The following is a 21,875-nucleotide window of genomic DNA, read 5'->3' as shown; positions in this document are numbered from 1 at the left end:
GGCGAAAGGGTTGAAGACAATCAACTATCTGGCTGCCAAACACCAACGACGCCCCGGTCAGGTCGGTCAGTGGGAAGGCTGACTGCCACAGGAAGGGGAACGGTATTCGCCCCGCGCAAGCCCATCCTGACCGGCGCATCAAGGACCTGAGATCGGCAATTCATAGGACATAAACAGCGGTTCCAGGGGACGCTGAGGCCGGTAGAATACCCGGTACTGGCCGTCGGGATAGGATGCCCGCACTTCGTCCATCTCTTGCACCCGCTCCGGTAGGAAAATGAAGATGGTGTCATGTTCCAGCGGCCAGTCTGGTGGCTCTCGCAGAGGCGTCGCAACGTCAATGCCGTGCATATCCGGGTTGAGAAAGGGTATGGTGGACAGGCTGGCGTATCCCATGCGGGGGAAGCCAAAAAAATAGACGTCTTGCGCCGGGTTCTCCTCTGATTGCAGGTAGGCGGCGATCCGCGTGGCGGCCTCTGTGTTTAATCCCCCCAGGATGTATGTTTTGTAGGCTTCAAAAAAATAGTAGTGGACATCGGTCCACATGATCCAGGTCATCATCATAAGCAAGATCACCACTATCGGTCGCCCGTACTCTGGCCAGAGGGTACACAGCCAGCGCCACAACATGCCCAAAGGCAGCGCCACCAGAATAGCCACCACAGGTATAGCCGCCACGTAACGCTGCGAGGCCGGGGGGTCCTGGCTGAAGCCGCTGAGAAACACCACGGAGAGGAGCGGGAGCAGCAAGAACAGGCTCCGCAGGCTGATATTCCACAAGGCAATGAAAACGCCCAGAAGAAAGAGCGCGCCCGCGCTGCCCAATAGCAGCGGTACGCCGGGATCGTAAAGCAAGCGCAGCGGCAGATGCGTGAATCCCTGCGCCGCTTTTAGCATTTGGCTGAAGACAATCCGGCTGGCGGACATCCCCGTCAGCAGAACTTCCTGATCCAGCCACCCCTGGAAAATGGTGACGCGGTTCATGGGCGCGGCGAATTCTTGCGGATAGGCAAGAAAAAAGAGGCCGAGGGGGAGGTAGATGATGAGGGCGACGATGGCGGAAAGCGCCAGGTCTGGGAATCGCTCTCGGAAACGCTGGCGCTGCGTGAGATAGGCGGCGGCGGCCCACATCAAGAGAAGCAAGGGCAACACGCGAATCGCCACGTAGAAGTATTGACCAAGACCCAGGGCGATGCCGCCCAGAACGAAGGAAGCGCGTCGCCCCGTTTTCCAGCCATGCCAGATGCCGGCATAAGCCACCACGGCAAACAAGCCATCATATACGTTGTTCAGGCCGATGCGGCTGAAGTGAATGTGATAATGGGAGGCCAGCAGGTAGGCGGCGGCCAGGATGGCCGTGGGGCGATCAAACAACGCCCGCACCAGCCAGTAAAGGGCGACAACGGTCAGGGACCCCACCAGGGCGGAGGGAATGCGCAATGCTTCCGTGGCGTGTCCCCAGATGGCAATGCCCACGCTTTGGAAGGCGAAGTAGAGCGAGGGGAAGGAGAACCAGCCGACGCTAAATGGGCTGTTGGCGTTGCCGTTGAGGAATTGGACGGCGCTGAGGCCAACAGAGCCTTCGTCACCGGAGAGCGTGGTGGGAATCTGGGCAGTGCCGGTGCCCCGCAACAAATAGGCGGCGACCAATAAGCCAACGGTGAACAGTAGATCGAAGCGGCTGATCTGGTATCGTGGTTCGCGCCCCCATTTGAGGCTGCCGGCAATTGCCATACCGATAGCGAGTAGCCAGGCGGCCCAGGTCACAAAGGGCAAGGGGGTTCTGATGGCAGGTCCGGCGGCCCAACTGGCCATAAGGGCATAGCAGGGGGCAAGAATGAGGAGGATGATCTGCCAGGCGCGAATGTCCAGGGCACGGCAAAGCCGCCATGCGAGAGGAATGAGCCTGGCGGGCGGAGCCTGGCGGGCGATGGTTTGCGTGCCGAGGAGAAAGGCAGCCAATCCCAGGAGCATGACAAGGTAGATGGGGAGAGATGCCGGCATTTTCCCCAACACCGCCTGCCCCATCATGATCAACACCAGCCCTCCCAGCAGCAAACTAGTAATCGGCAACCGGAGATCGGTCATTGTGAAATGTGCCGGCATTTCCTCTCCGATTACCGCCTCATCCCTCGCCACCACGGGCGCGTCCTCCACCACCGCATCCACCGCCACCGGAGCAGCCACAACTCGCCGCCAGCGACGCAGACGCGGTTCCCACACCGCGCTTGCCTCCCCATTCCGCCCCTTTCTCCAGGAACGATACCCCCAATACAGGCCAAACGCCGCCAACGGCAGCAGCCACAAATAGAGCAGTTCAACCGGCATGAGCGTTTCTTCCTCCAAAAACTCGCACCCTGTTCAAAAAAGGCCAAAAACCGGGTTTTTACACATGAACCACTCTGGTAATTTTGGCCGGGCACTCGAAAAACCCGGTTTTTTCAGTGACTCAAGATTATTATTGACCACAGTCAGAAAATGAGCAACGTCCCCTACCACGGCCTCATCCGCAAAACGCCTGACATTCGTGCAATGCGCGTCAAATTCTGACTCGTGTCTGGGGAAATCCACATAGGGTGATCGGAATCGAGGCTTTAGCCGGGTCTCCCTCCATATGTGGACCGGCTAAAACCTCCGCGCCAAAAACGCCAGCGTCCAATTCTGATTCATTCGCGGAATTCGTGTCAAATTCCGACTTGAATATACCAGCACCCATCGCATTTCTGTTAAAATCCCCGCATGACACCGGAAATCACACAACTGGTACAAACCCTTCACGACGCACATGGGCGCGTCGTCCTCGTCACGGCAGGCGCGGGCAGCCAGGCGCTGGCCTGGCTCCTGGGCGTGCCCGGCGCCTCCCGCACCCTCCTCGAAGCCCTTATCCCCTACGACTGGGCCGCCTTTGACGACTTCCTGGGGCAACCGCCCGCCAAATACGTGGCCGGCAGCACCGCCCGCCTCATGGCCGGACGTGCCTTCAGCCGCGCACGCTGGCTGCACCACGCGGAAAACCAACTGGTGGGGCTGGCTTGCACCGCGGCCATCGTCACCGACCGCCCCAAGCGCGGCGCGCACCGCGCCCACATCGCCACCTGGAAAACGGAGAAAATCGTCTGGTATCGCCTGGAATTGGAGAAGGGAGCGCGACAACGCGAAGAAGAAGAGGAACTGGTCAGCCGCCAGATACTCAATGCCCTATCAGATTCATTCGGCGCGGGTGTGTCCCTCCCACTCGACCTGGGCGTGGCGGATTCGCTGGAAACGGGCACAACCGACCTGGCGGCGCTGGCGCGTCAGGTTTACCGTCACCAGATTCGCTGCTTCCATCTACAGGCGGACGGGTTGGCAAATGGCAGCCTCGCGGAGCCAATGGTCGTCCTCTCCGGATCCTTTAATCCCCTGCATGAAGGGCATCTACGACTGGCGCAGATTGCCGGCGACATAACGGGCCGCCCCCCCGCCTTCGAGCTGACGGCGGTGAATGCGGAAAAACCGGCCCTGGCGGAAGCAGACATTTTGCGGCGCATGGCTCAGTTCGCGGGGCGCTGGCCGGTTCTGGTAAGCAACGCGCCCACCTTTGTCGCCAAAGCAGAAATTTACCCGGGGGCCATTTTTGCCGTAGGGTACGATACAGCATTGCGCGTCTTGCAGCCGCGCTTCTATGAGAATAGCGAAACCAGCATGATGGCCGCGCTGGAACGAATACGGGCGCTAGGCTGTCGTTTTTTGGTGGCCGGGCGACAGGATGATGCGGGACGTTTTCATGAGGCAGCGGCGCTGCCGGCTCCCCCGCCCTATGCCGATCTTTTTGAGCCGATCCCCAGCCAACGCTTCCGCCTGGACATTTCATCCACGCACCTGCGCGCAACAGGCCAGCGGGGCAGCCGTTAGACACAACGCGCCTGCGGAAGCACGTCACGTTTGGGGTTTTCAGGTTGCCTGATGATTTCAGGGTGACTGACGATTTCGGTAAAGCTTCGGGTCTACAACGCCGACCATCTTCTCCAGGTCCAGTCCGCCGCCCAGAAAATCATTAACCGCTTCCGCCTGCGTCGTGGGGTCGGTGAGCATCTCGTTGTAGCTGACATACATAACGCCCATATTCGGCTGTTTCGCCAGCCACGCTTCCACCTGCTTCAGGTGCGCGCGAAATAACATGGACATTTGCTCATCGTTGACTTTGTCATTGTCCGTGCCCCGACGCACCATCATTTTCTTTTGTGAACGCAGCGTTTCTTCCAGCGCCCGTCGCATAAAGATGACTTTGTAGTGGTAATCATCGGGCAAATGGCGCAGCAACGCGGAAATGACTTTGACAACTTTGCCGCGGGCATCCACTACCCATTCCTTATCCCCTTTGTCGAGCTGCTTCACGCGCTCAAATTCGTAATACCCTTTGGGGTTGTCGGAATCGGCCTCGCGGATTTCGTCGGTCAGGGGAACCAGTCCGCCCGCTTCCAACATCTTCATCATCATGGATGTCCCGGAACGAGGCAGCCCGGAAACAATAACTACGGTTTCACTATCTCTCATCTTCTTGCCCTTCTTTTACCAGGGTCAGGTAGGGCGGGCGCAAGCCCACCCCCTACTAACGCTTCAATTGAATGATGCCGGCACGCCATCAACAGGTGATTTACCAGCCTGACGAACGCGCTTTTTATCACGTCCAGACCAAAACGGCAAGCGGCCTACCGCGTGGGCAGGGGAATTTGCGCCAGGCGGTCGAGGGTATGGGCGACGACGTCGAACCCACCTTGCCAGAAGTCGGCGGAATGGACGTCAATGCCGGCATTTTCCAAGACCACCACAGGCGCAGCCGACCCGCCCGCGGCCAAAATCGCCTTATATCGCGGCTTAAACGCCTCGCCTTCCTGTAAATACTGCTGATACAGCGACAACACCAGCAACTGCCCAAACGCATACGCATACACATAAAACGGAACCGCGTAAATGTGCGGAATTTCCACCCACTCCACGCGGAAATCGTCACTCAAATCCAGCGCATCCCCAAACTGCTCCCGCAGCAAGTCGAGATAAAGGTCCGACAACGCATCCACCGACGCCCCCGCGGCAATGCGCCCGTGCGCCTCTCGCTCAAACAGCGCCAGGTACGCCTGCCGCATAATTGTGGCGTACGCATCATCCAACTGCGTAAACAGCAAATCGCGTTCTACCTCTGGATTCGGGTCCTCCGCCAGCAAGCGATCAATGACCAGCATCTCCGCGAATGTAGACGCCGTTTCCGCCAGCGGCAGCGAAGATTGCTGCGTCAGCACCGAATGGTGGTCGGCCAGTAAACTATGAATCGCGTGCCCCAGTTCGTGCGCCAGCGTGGCGACGTCATCCGGGCGGCCCTGGTAGGACAACGACACCCACGGCGTGAGCGCCGGTTCAATCGTGGCGCAAAACGCGCCACTGCGCTTCCCCTTGCGCACTTCGCTGTCCAGATGATTCTCCACGAACACCCGCCTGGCCAGGTCGGCGATATGCGGGTCGAACTCGCGGAAGCTGCGCAGCACCAGGTCCGCGGCGTCGCCGAAGTCGTAACGCTTCGTGGTGCGCGCAAATGGCGCGTAAATATCGTAGCGGCGTAGTTTTTCCACGCCCAGCCATTGCGCCTTCAGGCGGAAATACCGGTGAAACAGCGGCGCATTCGCCTGGCACACTTGCAGCAGCGTATCGACCACGGCATCGGGCACGTCATTCATCAGATTGCGCACGGAAATAGGCGCGGCAAACCCGCGCAGGTTCAGGTGCTCACTGCGCCAGTCGCGCACCACGGACTGGTAGATCTGCCCCAGGATGGGCGCATCCTGCGTGTACACATGGTGCAGGGACCGGTAGCAAGCGGCGCGCACGTCCGGGTCGGGGTCGCGGTAGTAGGCTTGTAGTTCCCCGCGCGTCAACTCTTTTTCCTGCCCGTCAACCGTCAACTTAAACGTGTAACGATTGGTGATCGCCTCGTACAGTGTCGTCAGGGCGCGCACACCGTTGACGTTCTTCAGGTTAATGATCTTCTCCTCCGATTCGGAAAGAGTGTACGGCTTCTGGCGGCGCAGCGCGTCCAACCAGTAGGCGTAATCGCCGCTGGCGTCCATGAGGCGGGCGGCGTTGGCGTCATCGATTTCTTTCCACCAGAGCGAGAAAAAGAGGGTACGATTGATGATCTCGGCGATATGTTGCCGCATTTCCGCCTGAAAGCTTTGCACCCGTTGGTTCTGCGTATCCGCCGTGAAGCTGAGTCGGGCAAAGCCCTGGAGGCGGCTGGCCTGCCGGTCCACGTCTTCATATTGGCGCACCATATCCAGGAACGCCGCTGTGTCGATGTCCGGACGCAACCGAGAGCGCATCTGCTCAAAACGGGCGGCGGTTTCTTGCAACGTCGCCAGCGCCGCGGTCACTTCGGCGCTATCCAGGGCAGGGAAAAGGTCTGTCAGGCTCCAGGGCTGTTGTTGGAATGGTTTCGCGGTATGGGTCACGGTTTTCTCCAGGCAGTCGTCGTCCCCTCAGGTAAGGGAAACGCTCTCGGTTTGTTGACGTAGTTTGACCAGCGTGTCTGGCGGGTAGTACCCTTTGCGCAGGCTGAGGTTGGCGTAGATCATGCTGCCGCGGCCAACGAGGCAGCCGGGATTGAGGACGGCGTTGCAGCCTGTCTGCACGCCATCACCGAGGATGGCGCCTATTTTGGCGAGTCCGGTATCGTACCAGATGCCGGCAATCAACACACGCACAGTGGGTCTTTTTCCGGTGACGGGGTCTTTGCGGCTGTTCATCGCCAGGTTGCTCAGTTTTGTGCCCGCGCCCAGGTTCACGCCGCCGCCGAGGATGCTATCGCCGACGTAGTTGAAATGGGGCGCGTGGGCGTGGGGCAGAAAGAGACTGTTCTTGGCTTCGCTGGCGTGCCCCAGGAGGCTGCCGCCAAGCATGATCACGTTTTCCCGCACCAGCGCCCCATGACGCACCACCACACCCGGTCCAATGTAGGCGGGGCCTTCGACGTATGCGCCTGGTTCAATGCGCGCGTCAGGGGCGATGTAGAGCGGACGGTCGCCGAGGAATGCGCCGGGCATCACCTGACCGAGGATGGTCTGGCGGTCCTGGGTGAGCCGCCGCACATGGTGGGCGAGTTGGGGAAGCGCGTGCCAGAGGGGATCAATGCCGGCAAAAATCTCCGCCGCCAGTTCATCCTCCAACGTAAAAAAATCCTCCGGTCGTAGCATCGTGTCTTGCTCTCACTTACGAATACGACAACAAAAAGTTAACATAAAGGGCGTGTTCACAACGTCCCAAAATCCCGTTGTCGTCCTGAAGGATTCGCGCAAAATTAACCTTGACTCTACTGAAAAAAGGCCAAAAACCGGGTTTTTACACATGAACCACTCTGAATTTCGGCCGGACACGAAAAACCCGGTTTTTTCAGTGAACTCAATCTTAACCCAACGCCGCGGTAATCGCCGGCGTCAGGCGCACCAAAAAATCATGCACCGGTTCCATAGCCAGGCCGACCACCGCCCACACCGGGAAGTAGTCCCAGCGAATGTAGGCATTGATCGCCAGCCGCTTGCGTGAATAATCCCAGGGGCAGCGCCCCGTCAGGCGTGCCAGCAGCCAGCCGGTCGCCAGCTCGATAAACGTGAACCCTAGCGACCAAACGAGCGCTCGCCCCAGCCAGGGCACGTTGCGAATCCAGTCATGCGCCGGCTCATAGAGGGGCGCGATTAAGCCGTAGATGGGAAACATCCACAGGTAGCTCGTCCCCACCAGCCGCCAATCTCGCCGTGGCAGGCTTTCCGTCAGCGCCGTAAAGACGATCTCGCCGCACCAGCCACCCAGTCCATATAGAACGAATCGGATTAACATGGGGGGATTTTAACGCAAGTTGCAGGCAGGGGGTATAGTGCGGGCGCAAAGCCCGGATTCCAACTGCTGTGGGGGCAAGAATGGCGCGGCGGACTATCTTTTGCACCATGTCCGCCAGGCATGGCTCCCGCGCCAGACACGCGCCAACGGGCGCTTCTAACTGACGATGGGGGGGGTCATTCGCGTGATGCCGGCATCCGTGCCGCATTCCAGGAAAGAAACCCCCGGCTAGCCAGACTCGAGGCCGGGGCGCAACTCCACAACGACACGCAACGCCGTCCGCTCGTGACCATCAATGTCAACCTCGACAAAAGAGGGCACGCAAACAACATCAACATTTTCTTCCAACAGATAGCCGCGGGCAATGGCAATCGCCTTTATGGCCTGGTTGACCGCGCCGGCACCAATGGCCTGCACCTCTGCCCGTCCGCTCTCACGGATGACGCCAGCAACGGCACCGGCCACGGCTGCAGTGCGGGATGTGGCAGATACTTTAATGACACTCATTTTATGTCTCCGATCCTTGGGGGGGTCTCTTCTGCTTGATGAAAGGGGAAATACCTTTCAAGTGTTAAGATGGGGCAAATTGCGACGGAGGATGAGTCTGGCTATACTCGAGAAATTGTACTCAGATTCTAGCTAATTCGTGATACCATTGTCAAGCAGTCAAGGGAACTGGGAACTGGGAACTTCTCCATTTTGGGCAAACCGCAGCCTGAGCGTGTCGAAGGCCCCTGAGCGTGTCGAAGGCCGTTGGTTTCGACACGCTCAGCCAACTTTGCCCCACTTGATTGAGAAGACACCGGTCAAGCATGACAAAGAACAAAGTCGCCGATAATCGCCTGGTTTTGCCGGCACGGCCCGGAAAACCCCGTTGCTGAAAAGACGCATAGATGAGATGCCGGCAGGACAAATGCCCGGCGCGGCGCGCCTGTTGCCGCCGCCAGGTTCAGGCAATGGGCACGGCAATTCCGCAATGTTAAATAATACGTCCGTAAGTTGCATTACGCGCCGCCCAAATCGACGCTGCTGGTCCCCACGCCAAACCATGAACCATCCACATCACTTTTCTTATGGAAAGCCACTCCCCCCACATATAGGCGTCGTCAACCAATTATACCCTAGTCCTGGGTATATGGCCGCATCAAGGCTGACGTATGTTTAATCGCTGTAATAATTTTAACATTTCGCTATTCTAAAAATTTTGCACCTTTTAAGGCAATTCACGCCATTTTCAATTGCGCCAGACCTGTCCGTTTGTTAGAATGTCTTCACCGTTGTCGTTTGGTCACTTTGCGCCAAACATCGCCATGTCGTCGCAAAACCAGGGTCATCAGCCGGGAACTGATCCACTCTGACAAGAAAGTGGGGTCTGGGCAGGTACGGAAGCCCTCCGGGTTCGTTCATGATGAACGGTGGTCGTTCTATTGAAGCAGAACCCGCCAACGCATCCATCCACTGCGATTCTATGACGGATGCGCCCTAAGAATGGTCTAATGGGGTTCGCCCCCGTGACCACACCTACTTTTTTGGGCATTTGCTCTCAAGGAGCAAGCCAGCAGGCAGCCTCTCCCTACCGTGACAAGGTCACCGCATAAGAGGCTCCTGGTCGAAACAGAGCAGTACGGGGAGTACACGTCAAGCCCACGAGCCATCCCTGTGGCAAGACAACGGCCTACGCAAAAACAAACTGGTGAGCTTATTATTTCCTGCCTGGGCGAGTATGCCTGTGGTTGTGTATTGCTCCCTGCCTTGCACAAGGAGGTGGTGCAACGTGTCCCCCGAATCAGCATGGAAAGCGACTCTGGGCGAACTTGAACTACAGATGACAAAAGCCACGTTCAACACATGGCTGCGCGATGCGCGCCTGATTTCCGCGGATGCAGGCGGCTATGTCGTAGGCGTGCGCAATGCGTATGCCAAAGATTGGCTGCAAAATCGATTGAAAGAGACTATTCTGCGCACATTGAACGCGATTGTCACCGAACCCGTTGATTTAAGCTTTGTGGTCTGGTCAGAACACAATGGCGCCGCAAGCCCGTCCCCAAACGGCGACGCATCCGGCCCGTCTACAACAAACGGGCACAAACATTCCTTTTCCTCGCGCCCGGCGGCAGGGAATCCGCTGTTGGACGAAGATGGTTTGCGCAATAATGGCTACCGCTTTTCCACATTCATCGTTGGCCCCAGCAACCGGCTGGCACACGCGGCGGCGCTCTCGGTCGGCGAGAATCCGGGGCAAACCTACAATCCACTGTTTATTTACGGCGGCGTGGGCTTGGGAAAAACGCATCTGCTGCACGCGGTGGGGCACAAGTGCCGCGATAGCGGCTATCGCGTCCTGTACACATCGTCTGAAACCTTCACCAACGACCTTATTCAATCTATCCGCAGCCGCGACATGGCCCAGTTTCGGGAGAAATACCGGTCACTTGACGTGCTGCTCATTGACGATATTCAGTTTATTGCCGGCAAAGAAAGCACCCAGGAAGAGCTTTTCCACACATTCAACGAGCTGCACAGCAATGGCAAGCAGGTCGTCCTCTCCAGCGACCGTCCCCCCAAGGCCATGGTCACGCTGGAAGAGCGATTGCAGTCTCGTTTTGAGTGGGGGTTGATGGCGGACATTCAGCAACCAGACGTGGAAACGCGCATGGCGATCCTGGAGGCAAAGCTGGAGCATTCACAAGTGTACGTGCCGCGGCATGTGCTGGAAACAATTGCCCGCAATGTACGCAATAACATTCGAGAATTAGAAGGGGCACTCAACAAGGTTATTGCGTATGCGGAATTAAATGGGGGATCGGTTGATGACCAGTTGGTCACGATGGCCCTGGCGGATTTATTGCACTATACCGAAAAAGTGACTGTGTCGCAGGTCTTGGCGGCGGTTGCCAATCATTACCGGATTACGCTGGACGCTCTCACAGGCAGCAGCCGCAGCCGGGCCGTGGCTTTCCCCCGCCAGATGGCGATGTACCTGGCAAGAACCGAGACGGATGCGTCCTTCCCGCAAATTGGCGGCTACCTGGGCAATCGGGACCATACGACAGTGTTGTATGGGTATGAGAAGATTGCCGGCATTATCGAAACCGATGCCAATGTGCGGCGGGATGTGTTGAAGATCAAGTCCTCCCTTTACGAAACCGTCCCCGCCTGAAACTCACGACACGCACGCCGCGTCGGGGCTGGCAACCCGGCGCACACAAAAGGCCGATCCATGCGGATCGGCCTTTTGTGTTCCTTCAAACTGACGATGTAATTTCTACTATATTTCATCATCATTCCTTAGCGGGGGCGGGTAAGTGAATAGGGACGCGGGGCGATGATCTGCCCTTTGCCATCCGCCTTCCATCATCTCTGTTCTGTGGATAAGTGGGAGAAAGTTGTGGAAAACCTGATTGATTCGTGGATAACCGGGGAAAATGCCGGCATCCACTCCCCCCGTCCTCGCTCCTACATATAGGGTTATATTGCCGGCAACACGCACATAGCGCCCCCCTCGCCAAAAGCGCCAGATCAGCGCCATTTCCCTTTTCCCCAACACCAGGCGCGGTTATCCACAAGGCCCCGCCGCCGCGGGCGGGCGGGGCAGCCAACATCTAGGACACGCGCGGATAAGACACCCACATTTGGGCGGCGACGTGGCTTATACACATATCCACACCCCCTACTACATACTGCTAAGGAATAATGACTCTGGGAAAAATATGGGGACAAAGTGACTATACAGGTCATCTGCCCAGATTGGACCAATTTGCTCTGGTTGAATCTTATTGATGTCTACAAAATTGGTCCAATCTCTCGGAGACGTGAATAGTTACGGGACAAATAATAATACTATGCAACCGTCCGAAAATAACCTCACCCTTTTTACGGACGATTACTGACAAGGTGTCCGCACATTTCCGCTAACTTAATTGCGGACAGCCAGTATCGTTTGGCGGCAAAACAGCTTCCGGCAAGGCAACCGCCCCCCACCATAGCGAAGCCCGCGAGACCTGATAAAATCGGGATGGGTGTACACGATGTCCGTAGACGAAATCCTAAACGGCTTACGCCGCAATCATGACTTTATGCGCCAGGTATCCGCCTGGCAGCAACTCCCGGCGCGGACGGCACGGTATGCCCCTATCTCTGGGGAATTGATGCCGGCATTAACACACGCCCTCCATCAACGGGGCCTGGACGAATTCTACACCCATCAAGCGCGCGCCATCGACGCCGCACTCTCCGGCGAAAACGTGGTCATCGCCACCGCCACCGCTTCCGGCAAATCGCTCTGCTACACTGTGCCCGTTTTGCAGCGGCTCCTCACCCAGCCGCACGGCTGCGCCCTCTACCTGTTCCCCACCAAAGCCCTGGCCCACGACCAGTTCGCCGATACAGCCCAGTTGATCCAGACGGGGCAGCTCCCCGTGACCGTCCATCCCTACGACGGCGACACGCCACAAAACCAGCGGCGGCAGGTACGACAGCAAGGGAGTATCGTGATCACCAACCCGGATATGCTCCATGCCGGCATTCTCCCCTTCCACCCCACCTGGCGTACCCTCCTCAGCAACCTGCAATTCATCGTCATCGACGAAATCCACGCCTACCGCGGCGTCTTTGGCAGCCACGTCGCCAACGTCCTGCGCCGCCTGCGGCGTCTCTGCCAGTTCTATGGCAGCCAGCCCCAGTTTATCTGCTGTTCCGCCACTATCGCCAACCCCCGCGAACACGCCCGCCGCCTGGTGGAATTGCCTTTCCACCTCGTCGATGAGCGCGACAACGGCGCACCCAGCGCCCGCAAACACTTCATCCTCTATAATCCTCCCGTCGTGGATGAATCGCTGGGGCTGCGCCAGAGCATGATTCTGGCCGCCCGCGATGCCGCCACCCTCTTCTTGCGCCACAACGTGCAAACGGTCGTTTTCGCCCGTGCGCGCCAGACGGTAGAACTGCTCCTGACCTACCTCCAGGACGACGCCCGCGCCGCGGGACAAGATCCGCGCCAGATCCGCGGCTATCGCGGTGGCTACCTGCCTCTGGAGCGGCGCGAGATTGAGAGTGGATTGCGTCAGGGTCAGGTTATGGGCGTGGTGGCCACCAATGCGCTGGAGTTAGGGGTGGACATTGGCGCGCTGGCGGCGGCGGTGCTGGCGGGGTATCCGGGTTCCATCGCCGCTGCCTGGCAGCAGGCGGGCCGGGCGGGTCGCCGTGTCGGCGAGGCGGACGAGGCCGCCGCGGCTGTTCTGTTGGTGGCCGGCAGCGGCGCGCTGGACCAGTACATCTGCAAACACCCGCGCTATCTTTTTGGCCGCTCGCCGGAGAATGCGCTGATCAATCCCGACAATGCGCGTTTGCTGGTGAACCATCTATTGTGCGCCGCGTATGAGTTGCCGTTTGTCGCCGGTGAGTCATTTGGGGCGTTCGGCGTGGTGGATGATCTGCTGCGGACGCTGGTGGATGCCGGCATGATGCACCAGACCCGTCGCCAGACTCACTACCTCGGCGAAGGCGTGCCCGCGCACCAGTTCTCCTTGCGTACCAGTAGCCAGGAGACCGTCGTCGTCCAGGACATTAGCGGACCGCGCCCCGTGGTCATTGGCGAACTGGACCTGGAAACCGCCCCCGTCGTGGTCTACGAAGGAGCCATTTACATGCACCAGGCCCGCACCTACCTGGTTGAGCGTTTCGACTGGGAAGGCCGGCTGGCCCAGGTGCGCCCTCTGGATGTGGATTATTACACCCGCGCATCCGCCACCACGCAGATCACGCGCCTGGCTCCTGAAGTGGAAACGACGGATGCCGGCATTCTTCATGCCTACGGAGAAGCCACAGTGGTCACGCAAGCCACCGGCTACCGCCTGGTCAAGCGATATACGCACGAAACGCTGGGGTACGGGCCGATTGACCTGCCGCAAACGACGCTGGAAACCACGGCTTACTGGATGGTGCTGGGGCCGGAGGTGACGGACACCCTGATCGCTGAAGGCGTGCTATTGGCTCCCAACGATTATGGCCCAGACTGGGCGCGACAGCGCCGCCTGGTGCTGGATCGGGACGGCCATCAATGCCGCAACTGTGGTGCGTCTGCCGCGCCCGGCCAGGGATTGCATGTGCATCATGTGCGTCCGTTCCGCGAATTTGTCTGGGATTGGCCGCCCGATCTCCCCCCCGACGACGCCTTCTATGCCCGCGCCAATCACCCAGACAATCTGGTGACATTGTGCCCCGCCTGCCATCGCCGCGCCGAGGAGGGGCAGCAGACGCGGTCCGCGTTGGGCGGGTTGGCTTATGCGCTGCGGAATCTGGCCCCTCTGTTCCTCATGTGCGACCCCGGCGACATTGAGGTGAGCGTGGAGGCGCGTAGCCCGCTAACCCTTTTCCCGACGGTGGTGATTTATGAGCGGGTTCCTGCCGGCATTGGCTTCAGCCAGCGACTTTTCCAACGACGCCGCGACCTGCTGGCGGCGGCATTGGAGCTGGTCAACGACTGCGCCTGCCGCGATGGCTGCCCCGCCTGCGTCGGCCCCCCTGGCGACATCGGCCCGGATACCAAAACAGTAACCCGCCGCCTGCTGCGCCGCCTGCAAGCGTAACCCCCAAAAAAACAGCCCACCAAATGGTGGGCTGCCGTTGTGCTTCCATTCACCCCAGACCGCTCTCCGCGACAAGCCGCTCATAGGTATCCGTCCCTGGCTGCGGCCCTTCCAAAACCGCCGTGACAAAGGCATCCGGCGGGCAATAACCATGCACGGCCACGTAATGGTAAATCAGGTCAGGCGCGGCGTAGACACGGCCATCCGGCGCAAAAACGCGAATCTCCGCCGCCCCCAGACGCCGCGATTCTCCATCGCGTTGCACCACAAGCATCTCAAGTCCATCCGCGTTACACAGTTCGCAGGTATGAAACCCGCGCATTTGCACCACGGGAGCGCCGCAGAAGGCCCAAAGTTGGCTCAGAAACGGGGCGGAGACCTCGCCGCGTGAAAACGGGTGCGCTGCGTCCAGCCAGCCCACGTTCCAGGTGTTTTCGCGCTGGCTGCGGGCATGATACGTGTACGGCGAGAGGTCGGCGAAATAAGTCATGCTGATTGACCGCAAAAAGCAGGCGCGGCGCACCTGCCCGGCGCGCCTCGCCTCGCTTTTCCAATGGACTAGAAGGGAATGTCGTCCTCTTCTTGCGCCGCCGCGCCGGCCCCGCTGTACTCGTCGTCGGCGTAGCCACCCTCTTCGCGCCCGCCGCCCAGGAAGCGAACCGTATCCGCCCGGACTTCAAAGGAGGCGCCCACTGTTCCATCCTGGCGTGTGAAAAGGCGAGGGCTTCCCGTTGCCCGATCCGGAACTAGCGAGCCTTCCACTAAAACGCGGCGGCCTTTGCTCAGATATTGGTTGGCTGTTTCCGCCTGGCGGCCCCAGACACTGACGCGGAACCAGGTAGTCTCTTCCACCGGCTGCCCGGTGTTGCGATCCGTCCAGCGGCGGCTGGCCGCGATGCTGAAACTGGTGACGGCTGTGCCATCAGGCATATAGCGCATTTCCGGGTCGCGCCCCAGATTTCCAACGAGAATAAGTTTTTGGTACATGATTTTCTCCTTCTGTTTTTGGCTACAAACAGGATCCCTTAAGCACGGTATTATCCCACAAATGACCGCGAAATTAAAGGCCGCCAACCTTAAAATTTTAGCACATCTGGTCTAGGATTTGCTCGTGTTTGACCGTGTGGCGTGAATATCGGGTGTCTTCGATGCCGGCACGAAAAAAAGGGGCTTTCCCACATCGCGGGGTTCAGCATGACAGATCCCCACCCCATCCCCCAAAAAACAAAACACCTCGCCGGTCACCATGACAATGACCGGCGAGGCACTGTTTTGCCTTCCGTAGCTGTTGGGGTTATCAGACCCAGCCCCGCAGCCGGACCGCCTCGGCCACGCGCTGCACGGCCACCAGGTACGCAGCCACGCGCGTGCTCACATTGCGCTGCTGCGCCATCTCATGCACAGCCCAGAACGCCGTCGTCATCTTTTTGTCCAGGCGTTCATTGACCAGCGCTTCATCCCAGTAGTATTGGTAAGCGTTTTGCACCATCTCAAAGTAGGAAACGGTGACGCCGCCGGCGTTGCAGAGGAAGTCGGGAATGGTATAGACCCCCTTATCCGCCAGGATCGCATCCGCCTCGGGCGTGGTGGGGCCGTTGGCGAGTTCGGCGATGATGCGGGCGCGGATATTGTGCGCATTCGCCGCCGTGATCTGGTTCTCGATAGCCGCGGGAATGAGAATATCCACATCCAGTTCCAACAGGTTTTTGTTATCAATCGCCTCCGCCCGCGGATAGTCCGTCAGGCGGCCATTGCGTTTCACATAAGTAGAAACGTCATCGTAATCCAGGCCGTTGCTGTTGTAGATGCCGCCATATTCATCGCTGATGGCCACCACTTTCAGTCCCAGGACGCTGGCGGCGAGCTGGTGGGCGAAGGAGCCAACGTTGCCGTAGCCTTGAATGGCGCAGGTGGCCCCGTTGAGGTTGAGGTCGAGGGCGGTGGCTGCTTCGCGGATGGTGAAAATGCCGCCGAGGGCCGTGGCCGGTGTTCTGCCGGCAGACCCCCCCAATTCCACGGGCTTTCCGGTGATAACGCCTGATTCCCGATGGCCGCGTAGCACCTCATATTCATCAAGCATCCAGGCCATAATTTGCGGATTGGTGTGTACGTCTGGCGCGGGCACGTCCTGCGTCAGACCCACGTAGCGGGCAATGTTCCGCATATAGCCGCGGCTGAGTCGCTCCCTTTCCGTGGGCGACATCAGGCGCGGGTCGCAAATGACACCCCCCTTGCCGCCGCCGAGAGGAATATCCGCTACGGCCGTTTTCCACGTCATCCATGCCGCCAGCGCCCTGACGGTGTCGATGGTTTCTTTCGGATGGAAGCGGATGCCCCCTTTGGCGGGGCCGCGTGCGTCGTTGTACTGCACACGGAAGCCCTGGAATATCTGGGTGGCGCCGTCGTCCATCTTCACGGGAATGGTGAAGTGGAATTCGCGCATGGGCTGCCGCAAAAACTGGTGCATGTCCGGGTCGAGCTGCAGCACCTTTGCGGCCTGATCTAATTGCGCCTGCGCGATGGCAAATGGGTTCAGGTTTTCACTCATGTTGTTTCTCCGACAGTTGTCATGGAAAGAGCAGCAACGAGACAGAAATGACACGAATGCAACGAACTGCGCCAGGGCAATTCGCGGCATTCGTGTCAGGTTTCTGGCGTTGATGCGATTGTGAAGCGGACGCAAGCGACTTGCGCCGCCGTCCGCGATGTTGATCAGACCCAGCCACGCAGCCGCACGGCTTCGGCGACGCGGTTGACGGAGATCAAGTAGGCCCCAACGCGGTTGTTGACGTTGAATTTTTGGGCCATGTTATGGACTGCATGGTACGCGGCTGTCATCTTTTGGTCAAGTCGTTGGTGTACCATGTCGGTGTCCCAATAGTATTGATATCCGTTTTGCACCATTTCGAAGTAGGAAACGGTGACGCCGCCGGCATTGCAGAGGAAGTCCGGCAGCACGTAGACGCCATTGTCAAACAGGATTTTGTCCGCTTCAGGGGTGGTGGGACCGTTGGCGAGTTCGGCGCTGATTTTGGCTTTGATGTTGCCGGCATTTTCCGCCGTAATCACGTTCTCCAGCGCCGACGGGAACAACACATCCACATCCAACTCCAACAGCCCCTCGTTGCTGATTTCCTGGCTGCCGGGGAACCCCACGACGGAGCGCGTGCGCTTCTTGTGCGCCATCACCGCGTCCACGTCCAGGCCATCCCAGTTGACGATGCCGCCGCGGGAGTCGCTGACGGCCACGATCTTCATACCCAGCAAGTTGGCGGCCAGTTTGTGCGCGAAACTGCCGGCATTCCCATACCCCTGAATAGCCGCCGTCGCCCCTTTCAAATTAATACCCAATACCTTCGCCGCCTCGCGCACCGTAAAAATACCACCGCGCGCGGTGGCATCATCCCGCCCCAGCGAGCCGCCTAAGGGCAGCGGCTTGCCCGTGATCACGCCTGGCTCATGATAACCATGCAAAAACTCATACTCATCCATCATCCAGGCCATGATCTGCGGCGTCGTGTACACGTCCGGCGCGGGGACGTCCTGGGTCAGCCCCACGTAGCGAGAAATCGCCCGCATATAGCCGCGGCTGAGGCGTTCCAACTCCGTCGGCGTCAGTTCCCGGGGATCGCAAATGACGCCCCCTTTGCCCCCGCCCAGGGGGATATCCACTACGGCCGTTTTCCACGTCATCCACGCCGCCAGGGCGCGCACGGTGTCAACGGTCTCTTCGTAGTGAAAACGAATACCTCCTTTAGCGGGGCCGCGTGCATCGTTATACTGCACGCGATAGCCGCGAAAGACTTTCACCTCCCCATTATCCATACGCACGGGAATGGTGAAATGAAACTCGCGCATGGGTTCGCGCAAAAATGCGCGCATGGCTGGTTCTAGTTCCAACAGCGCCGCCGCTTCGTCAAACTGCGCCTGCGCGATGGCAAACGGATTAAGATTTTCAGACACGTCAGTACTCCTTTGGCTACATTGAAGAAAACTCCCATTGTGCAAACTGACTAAACAGAATCGCTTTTCTGTCGGGCAAATTGTACATGAAAGGCGCGAGGATGGTAAATAGTCAAAGATCATACACCATCCTGCTGAATGTAATACGGCGCGTCATGTGACGGCACGCTCATGTTGTGGGGTTTCACATCGAGGCGGGACGGGTTGGGCATCGTCAATTGGGATCCAAATTGGGAATTGCCGGCAGATTGCCGAATTGCCGACAGCATCATAGACAATCCGCGCCTGCTTTGCTACACTCCCATGTTGATGTTAGTATCGCATCCACCCCGGTCGCCTGGCGTGATTGCCGGCATTCTACTCACCCTGGCCCTCATCCTCCTCGACCTGATCTTGCTGCTCTTCATGATCACGCAGCCCATCTCCCTTCTCACCTTCTTCTCCGGCCTGCTGCTGCTCTGCACCCTGCCCGCCATCCTCCTCATTGGCTACCTGACCCACACCCTCCCCCATGCCCGCTACCACATCGAATCCGATACCCTCATCATTGACTGGGGCAGCCTCACCCAGGCCATCCCCCTTGACCATATTCGCGCCCTGGTTCGCGGGTGCGACCTGGATCGGGTGCGTCGCTTTCGCGGCTTGCGCTGGCCCGGCTGCTACATCGGCCAGGGGGAGATCATCGACCACGAGCGCGCCTACCCCATCCGCTTCTACGCCACGCGCCCCCTGGCGCAGCAACTCCTGCTGGTTACGGACACGCTCACCTACGCGGTTTCCCCCTACGACCTGGAGAATTTTCAGGCCTCCGTCGCCGCTTTGCAGTCAGCCCGATTTGCTCCCCGCTCGCGCACGTCTCCGTCGCGCCCCTTTTTGTTGGACTGGCCTATCTGGCAGGATCAGACGGCGCATTTGCTGCTGCTGTTGCCGGCATTGGTCAATCTTCTCCTCTTCGCCTACCTTTCCTTTATCTATCAGCGCCTGCCCTCACCGACGCCCCTGCAAATAGACGCCGTTGGTCACGTCATCCGCCTCGGCACGCCCCTCAGCCTCTTTCTTTTGCCGGCAGGTGGCCTCGTCGCCTACCTCATCAACATCCTCATCGGCTGGTTCTTCTACCAGTGGCGGCGTGAGCCATCCCTGGCCTACCTTATCTGGATCATCACCCTCGTCGTGCAAATCGCCGCCTGGGTTGCCCTGCTGGGGCTGGCGCGCACTTGAGCGACATTCGCCATCTCCCATGATTGAAAACGTCACCATCGCTTTTCTCATCAGCCTGATCATCGCCGCCCTGGCCTTCTGGCGCGGCTCACTCTCCCCCTCTGGTCTTTTTGGGGCGCTGCTGGTAGGCACATTCACCTTTGGCTTTGGCGGCTGGGTGTGGGGCGTGCTTTTGGGCATCTTTTTCGTCACTTCTAGCCTGCTTTCCCACTTCAAGGAATCCGCCAAACAAGAGGCGGCGGAGAAGTTCGACAAAGGTCATTCACGGGATATCGGGCAGGCGCTGGCCAACGGCGGGCTGGGCGCGCTGCTGGCGCTGCTGAACGTGGCCGCGCCCTCTCCTCTATGGTTCCCCTTCTTTATTGGCGTCATGGCGACGGTGAACGCGGATACGTGGGCCACGGAACTGGGTACGCTCAGCCGCCGCCCGCCGCGCTTGATCACCACGGGGCAGGTCGTGGCCGTGGGCACGTCGGGGGGGATTTCGCCACTGGGGACGCTGGTTTCGTTGGCGGGCGGGGCGTTGATCGGAGGAATTGCCGGCATTCTCCACCCCCAACTTCCCTTCCTCCCAGCCCTCTTCCTCGGTGGGGTGGCCGGACTGGCCGGCTCCCTGTTCGACAGCTTGCTGGGAGCCACCGTGCAGCAAATCTACTACTGCGATGTCTGTCAGAAAGACACCGAACGCAAAATTCACAAATGTGGCCATCCTACCCGCCCCTGGCGTGGCTGGTCCTGGCTGAACAATGACCTCGTCAACCTGTTCGCCTCCGTCGCCGGCGGCCTGGTTGCCGTGGGACTGGCCTGGATTTTACTATGAGGGCATCTCCGCCCCTGAGTAAGGAAAATGAACCAACACCTGTCGCGGCTCATATTGTTTCTCATGCTGGGCGCGGTTTTGTTATTCGCGGCGTTTTTTGCTTCTGAAGCCGTCTTTTCCAGCGGCAGCGCCTTCAACTTCGTTCCCGTCCTGCGCAAATCTGGCCCACCCCCCACATCCATCCAACTGGAAGTCGTCGTTACCGATCTTAATTCGCACACCGTCACGGACATCACCGCGCCACCGGACGACCCGCGCATCTTTCTCGTCTACCGCGAGGGGATGATAGACATCGTACAGAATGGTGTCGTTCTACCGACGCCGTTTCTGGACATCAGTGCTGACGTGAGCACGTTGAACTGGGAGGAGGGTTTGCTTGGTCTTGTGTTCCATCCCGACTATGCCGAAAATGGCGTTTTTTTCGTGTCGTACACGGCGACGCAGACCACGAAAGTGACTATTGCCCGTTATCACGTTGATGCCGGCAATCCCAATCTCGCAGATGCCGGCAGCCGCCAACTCCTCATGTCCATTCCCAAGCCGGTTGACGAGGATAGCGGCCTTGTCAGTCCCGTCCACAATGGCGGCGACCTCCACTTTGGCCCGGATGGCTACCTTTACATCGCCGTGGGAGATGGGGGTCCCGACCCTTACATTGGCAGCGGCATTCCCGGCGACCCGAACAACAACGCGCAAGAAAAAGATGTCCTTCTGGGCAAAATTTTGCGCATCGACGTAGACCAAGCCGGCGGCCTACCCCCGGACTGTGGCCTCGCCGACGCCCCTTATACCGTCCCCCTGACCAACCCCTTCACCGAGGAATCCGACCACGAATCCGAAGATGACAGCGCCTACGGAGCCGACCACGAATCCGAAGATGACGAGCCTGTCTGCGCCGAAATATGGGCGTTGGGGCTGCGCAACCCATGGCGGTTCTCTTTCGACAGCGTCACGGGTGACATGTACATTGGTGACGTAGGCGAATGGCTGCGGGAAGAGGTGAGTTTTCAGCCGGCGGGTCAGGGCGGGCTTAATTATGGATGGCACTGCTACGAAGGAGACATCAACTACGCCGCGTTGTTCCCCGATGCGATTGACTGTGATCTCGAAACCGAATACACGCCGCCGCTGTTGACGTACGCCCACTTTCCCGGCTGTTCGGTTATTGGCGGCGTGGTCTATCGCGGCGAGCAGTTCCCCACGCTTTGGGGGCAGTATCTGTATGCGGACCTGTGCAGCGGGGAGATATGGCGCTATTCCACCGTCAATCCGGTCGGCGAAAAGGCGCCGCTGGGCGATTTCCCCGTTTTTTGGACGGTACTCGCTCCCGGACCCGCAGGTGAATTGTACGCCAGTGGCTACTTTGTCGATGGCGGAACGGGGCCGCCGACGCTATTTCGCCTGATTGTTCCCTGATGGCG

Annotated in this window: 16 protein-coding genes; 6 read left to right on the top strand and 10 right to left on the bottom strand. The window is 59.1% G+C overall.

Annotated elements, in window-relative coordinates:
• Positions 1–138: 138 nt before the first annotated feature.
• The gene (locus H6650_00120) at positions 139–2,328 is read right to left on the bottom strand and encodes a glycosyltransferase family 39 protein (GenBank protein MCB8950395.1); all 2,190 of its coding nucleotides are present in this window, start codon (positions 2,326–2,328) and stop codon (positions 139–141) included.
• Between the two features lie 411 nt (positions 2,329–2,739).
• Between H6650_00120 and H6650_00115 the strand changes: the two genes are divergently transcribed.
• Positions 2,740–3,894, top strand: a complete 1,155-nt coding sequence (locus H6650_00115) for a hypothetical protein (GenBank protein MCB8950394.1) — start codon at positions 2,740–2,742, stop codon at positions 3,892–3,894.
• Positions 3,895–3,951: 57 nt separating this feature from the next.
• Here the strand turns inward: H6650_00115 and H6650_00110 are convergent, their stop codons facing one another.
• The 5 genes from H6650_00110 to H6650_00090 form a co-directional block, all read right to left on the bottom strand.
• Positions 3,952–4,536: a sulfotransferase gene (locus tag H6650_00110; GenBank protein ID MCB8950393.1), complete on the bottom strand. Its 585-nt coding sequence runs from the start codon at positions 4,534–4,536 to the stop codon at positions 3,952–3,954.
• A 155-nt stretch (positions 4,537–4,691) separates the two neighbouring features.
• Entirely contained in the window at positions 4,692–6,482 is a 1,791-nt protein-coding gene (locus H6650_00105) for a M3 family oligoendopeptidase (GenBank protein MCB8950392.1), read from the bottom strand.
• 27 nt (positions 6,483–6,509) lie between these two features.
• Complete coding sequence (locus H6650_00100; protein MCB8950391.1) at positions 6,510–7,223, bottom strand: glucose-1-phosphate thymidylyltransferase; 714 nt, start codon at positions 7,221–7,223, stop codon at positions 6,510–6,512.
• Positions 7,224–7,434: 211 nt separating this feature from the next.
• On the bottom strand, positions 7,435–7,863 hold the full coding sequence (locus H6650_00095; GenBank protein MCB8950390.1) for a hypothetical protein: 429 nt from the start codon (positions 7,861–7,863) through the stop codon (positions 7,435–7,437).
• 228 nt (positions 7,864–8,091) lie between these two features.
• A complete protein-coding gene (locus H6650_00090; GenBank protein ID MCB8950389.1) occupies positions 8,092–8,370 on the bottom strand; it encodes a stage V sporulation protein S in 279 nt (92 codons plus the stop codon).
• 1,216 nt (positions 8,371–9,586) lie between these two features.
• On the opposite strand from H6650_00090, the gene dnaA reads away from it, so the two are divergent.
• Together dnaA and H6650_00080 are read left to right on the top strand one after the other, a co-directional pair.
• Entirely contained in the window at positions 9,587–11,023 is a 1,437-nt protein-coding gene (dnaA, locus tag H6650_00085) for a chromosomal replication initiator protein DnaA (GenBank protein ID MCB8950388.1), read from the top strand.
• An 868-nt stretch (positions 11,024–11,891) separates the two neighbouring features.
• Entirely contained in the window at positions 11,892–14,450 is a 2,559-nt protein-coding gene (locus tag H6650_00080) for a DEAD/DEAH box helicase (GenBank protein ID MCB8950387.1), read from the top strand.
• 49 nt (positions 14,451–14,499) lie between these two features.
• Here the strand turns inward: H6650_00080 and H6650_00075 are convergent, their stop codons facing one another.
• The 4 genes from H6650_00075 to H6650_00060 all read right to left on the bottom strand — a co-directional run bounded on the left by H6650_00075 (position 14,500) and on the right by H6650_00060 (position 18,536).
• The gene (locus tag H6650_00075) at positions 14,500–14,940 is read right to left on the bottom strand and encodes a hypothetical protein (protein ID MCB8950386.1); all 441 of its coding nucleotides are present in this window, start codon (positions 14,938–14,940) and stop codon (positions 14,500–14,502) included.
• Positions 14,941–15,008: 68 nt separating this feature from the next.
• Positions 15,009–15,437, bottom strand: coding sequence for a single-stranded DNA-binding protein (ssb, locus tag H6650_00070; protein MCB8950385.1), 429 nt, complete (start codon positions 15,435–15,437; stop codon positions 15,009–15,011).
• A gap of 310 nt (positions 15,438–15,747) precedes the next feature.
• Entirely contained in the window at positions 15,748–16,998 is a 1,251-nt protein-coding gene (locus H6650_00065; protein ID MCB8950384.1) for a Glu/Leu/Phe/Val dehydrogenase, read from the bottom strand.
• A 164-nt stretch (positions 16,999–17,162) separates the two neighbouring features.
• Entirely contained in the window at positions 17,163–18,536 is a 1,374-nt protein-coding gene (locus H6650_00060; protein ID MCB8950383.1) for a Glu/Leu/Phe/Val dehydrogenase, read from the bottom strand.
• Positions 18,537–18,716: 180 nt separating this feature from the next.
• Between H6650_00060 and H6650_00055 the strand changes: the two genes are divergently transcribed.
• The 3 genes from H6650_00055 to H6650_00045 are packed head-to-tail and all read left to right on the top strand — an operon-like array spanning position 18,717 to position 21,870.
• Positions 18,717–19,634 carry a hypothetical protein gene (locus H6650_00055; GenBank protein MCB8950382.1) on the top strand — a complete coding sequence of 306 codons (918 nt, stop codon included), beginning with the start codon at positions 18,717–18,719 and terminating at the stop codon, positions 19,632–19,634.
• Between the two features lie 19 nt (positions 19,635–19,653).
• Positions 19,654–20,454, top strand: a complete 801-nt coding sequence (locus H6650_00050) for a DUF92 domain-containing protein (GenBank protein MCB8950381.1) — start codon at positions 19,654–19,656, stop codon at positions 20,452–20,454.
• Positions 20,455–20,481: 27 nt separating this feature from the next.
• Positions 20,482–21,870, top strand: coding sequence for a PQQ-dependent sugar dehydrogenase (locus H6650_00045; protein ID MCB8950380.1), 1,389 nt, complete (start codon positions 20,482–20,484; stop codon positions 21,868–21,870).
• Positions 21,871–21,875: the final 5 nt, after the last annotated feature.

Source organism: Ardenticatenales bacterium, assembly GCA_020634515.1.
GTDB lineage: Bacteria > Chloroflexota > Anaerolineae > Promineifilales > Promineifilaceae > JAGVTM01.
This window is presented reverse-complemented; position numbering and strand designations above follow the sequence as displayed.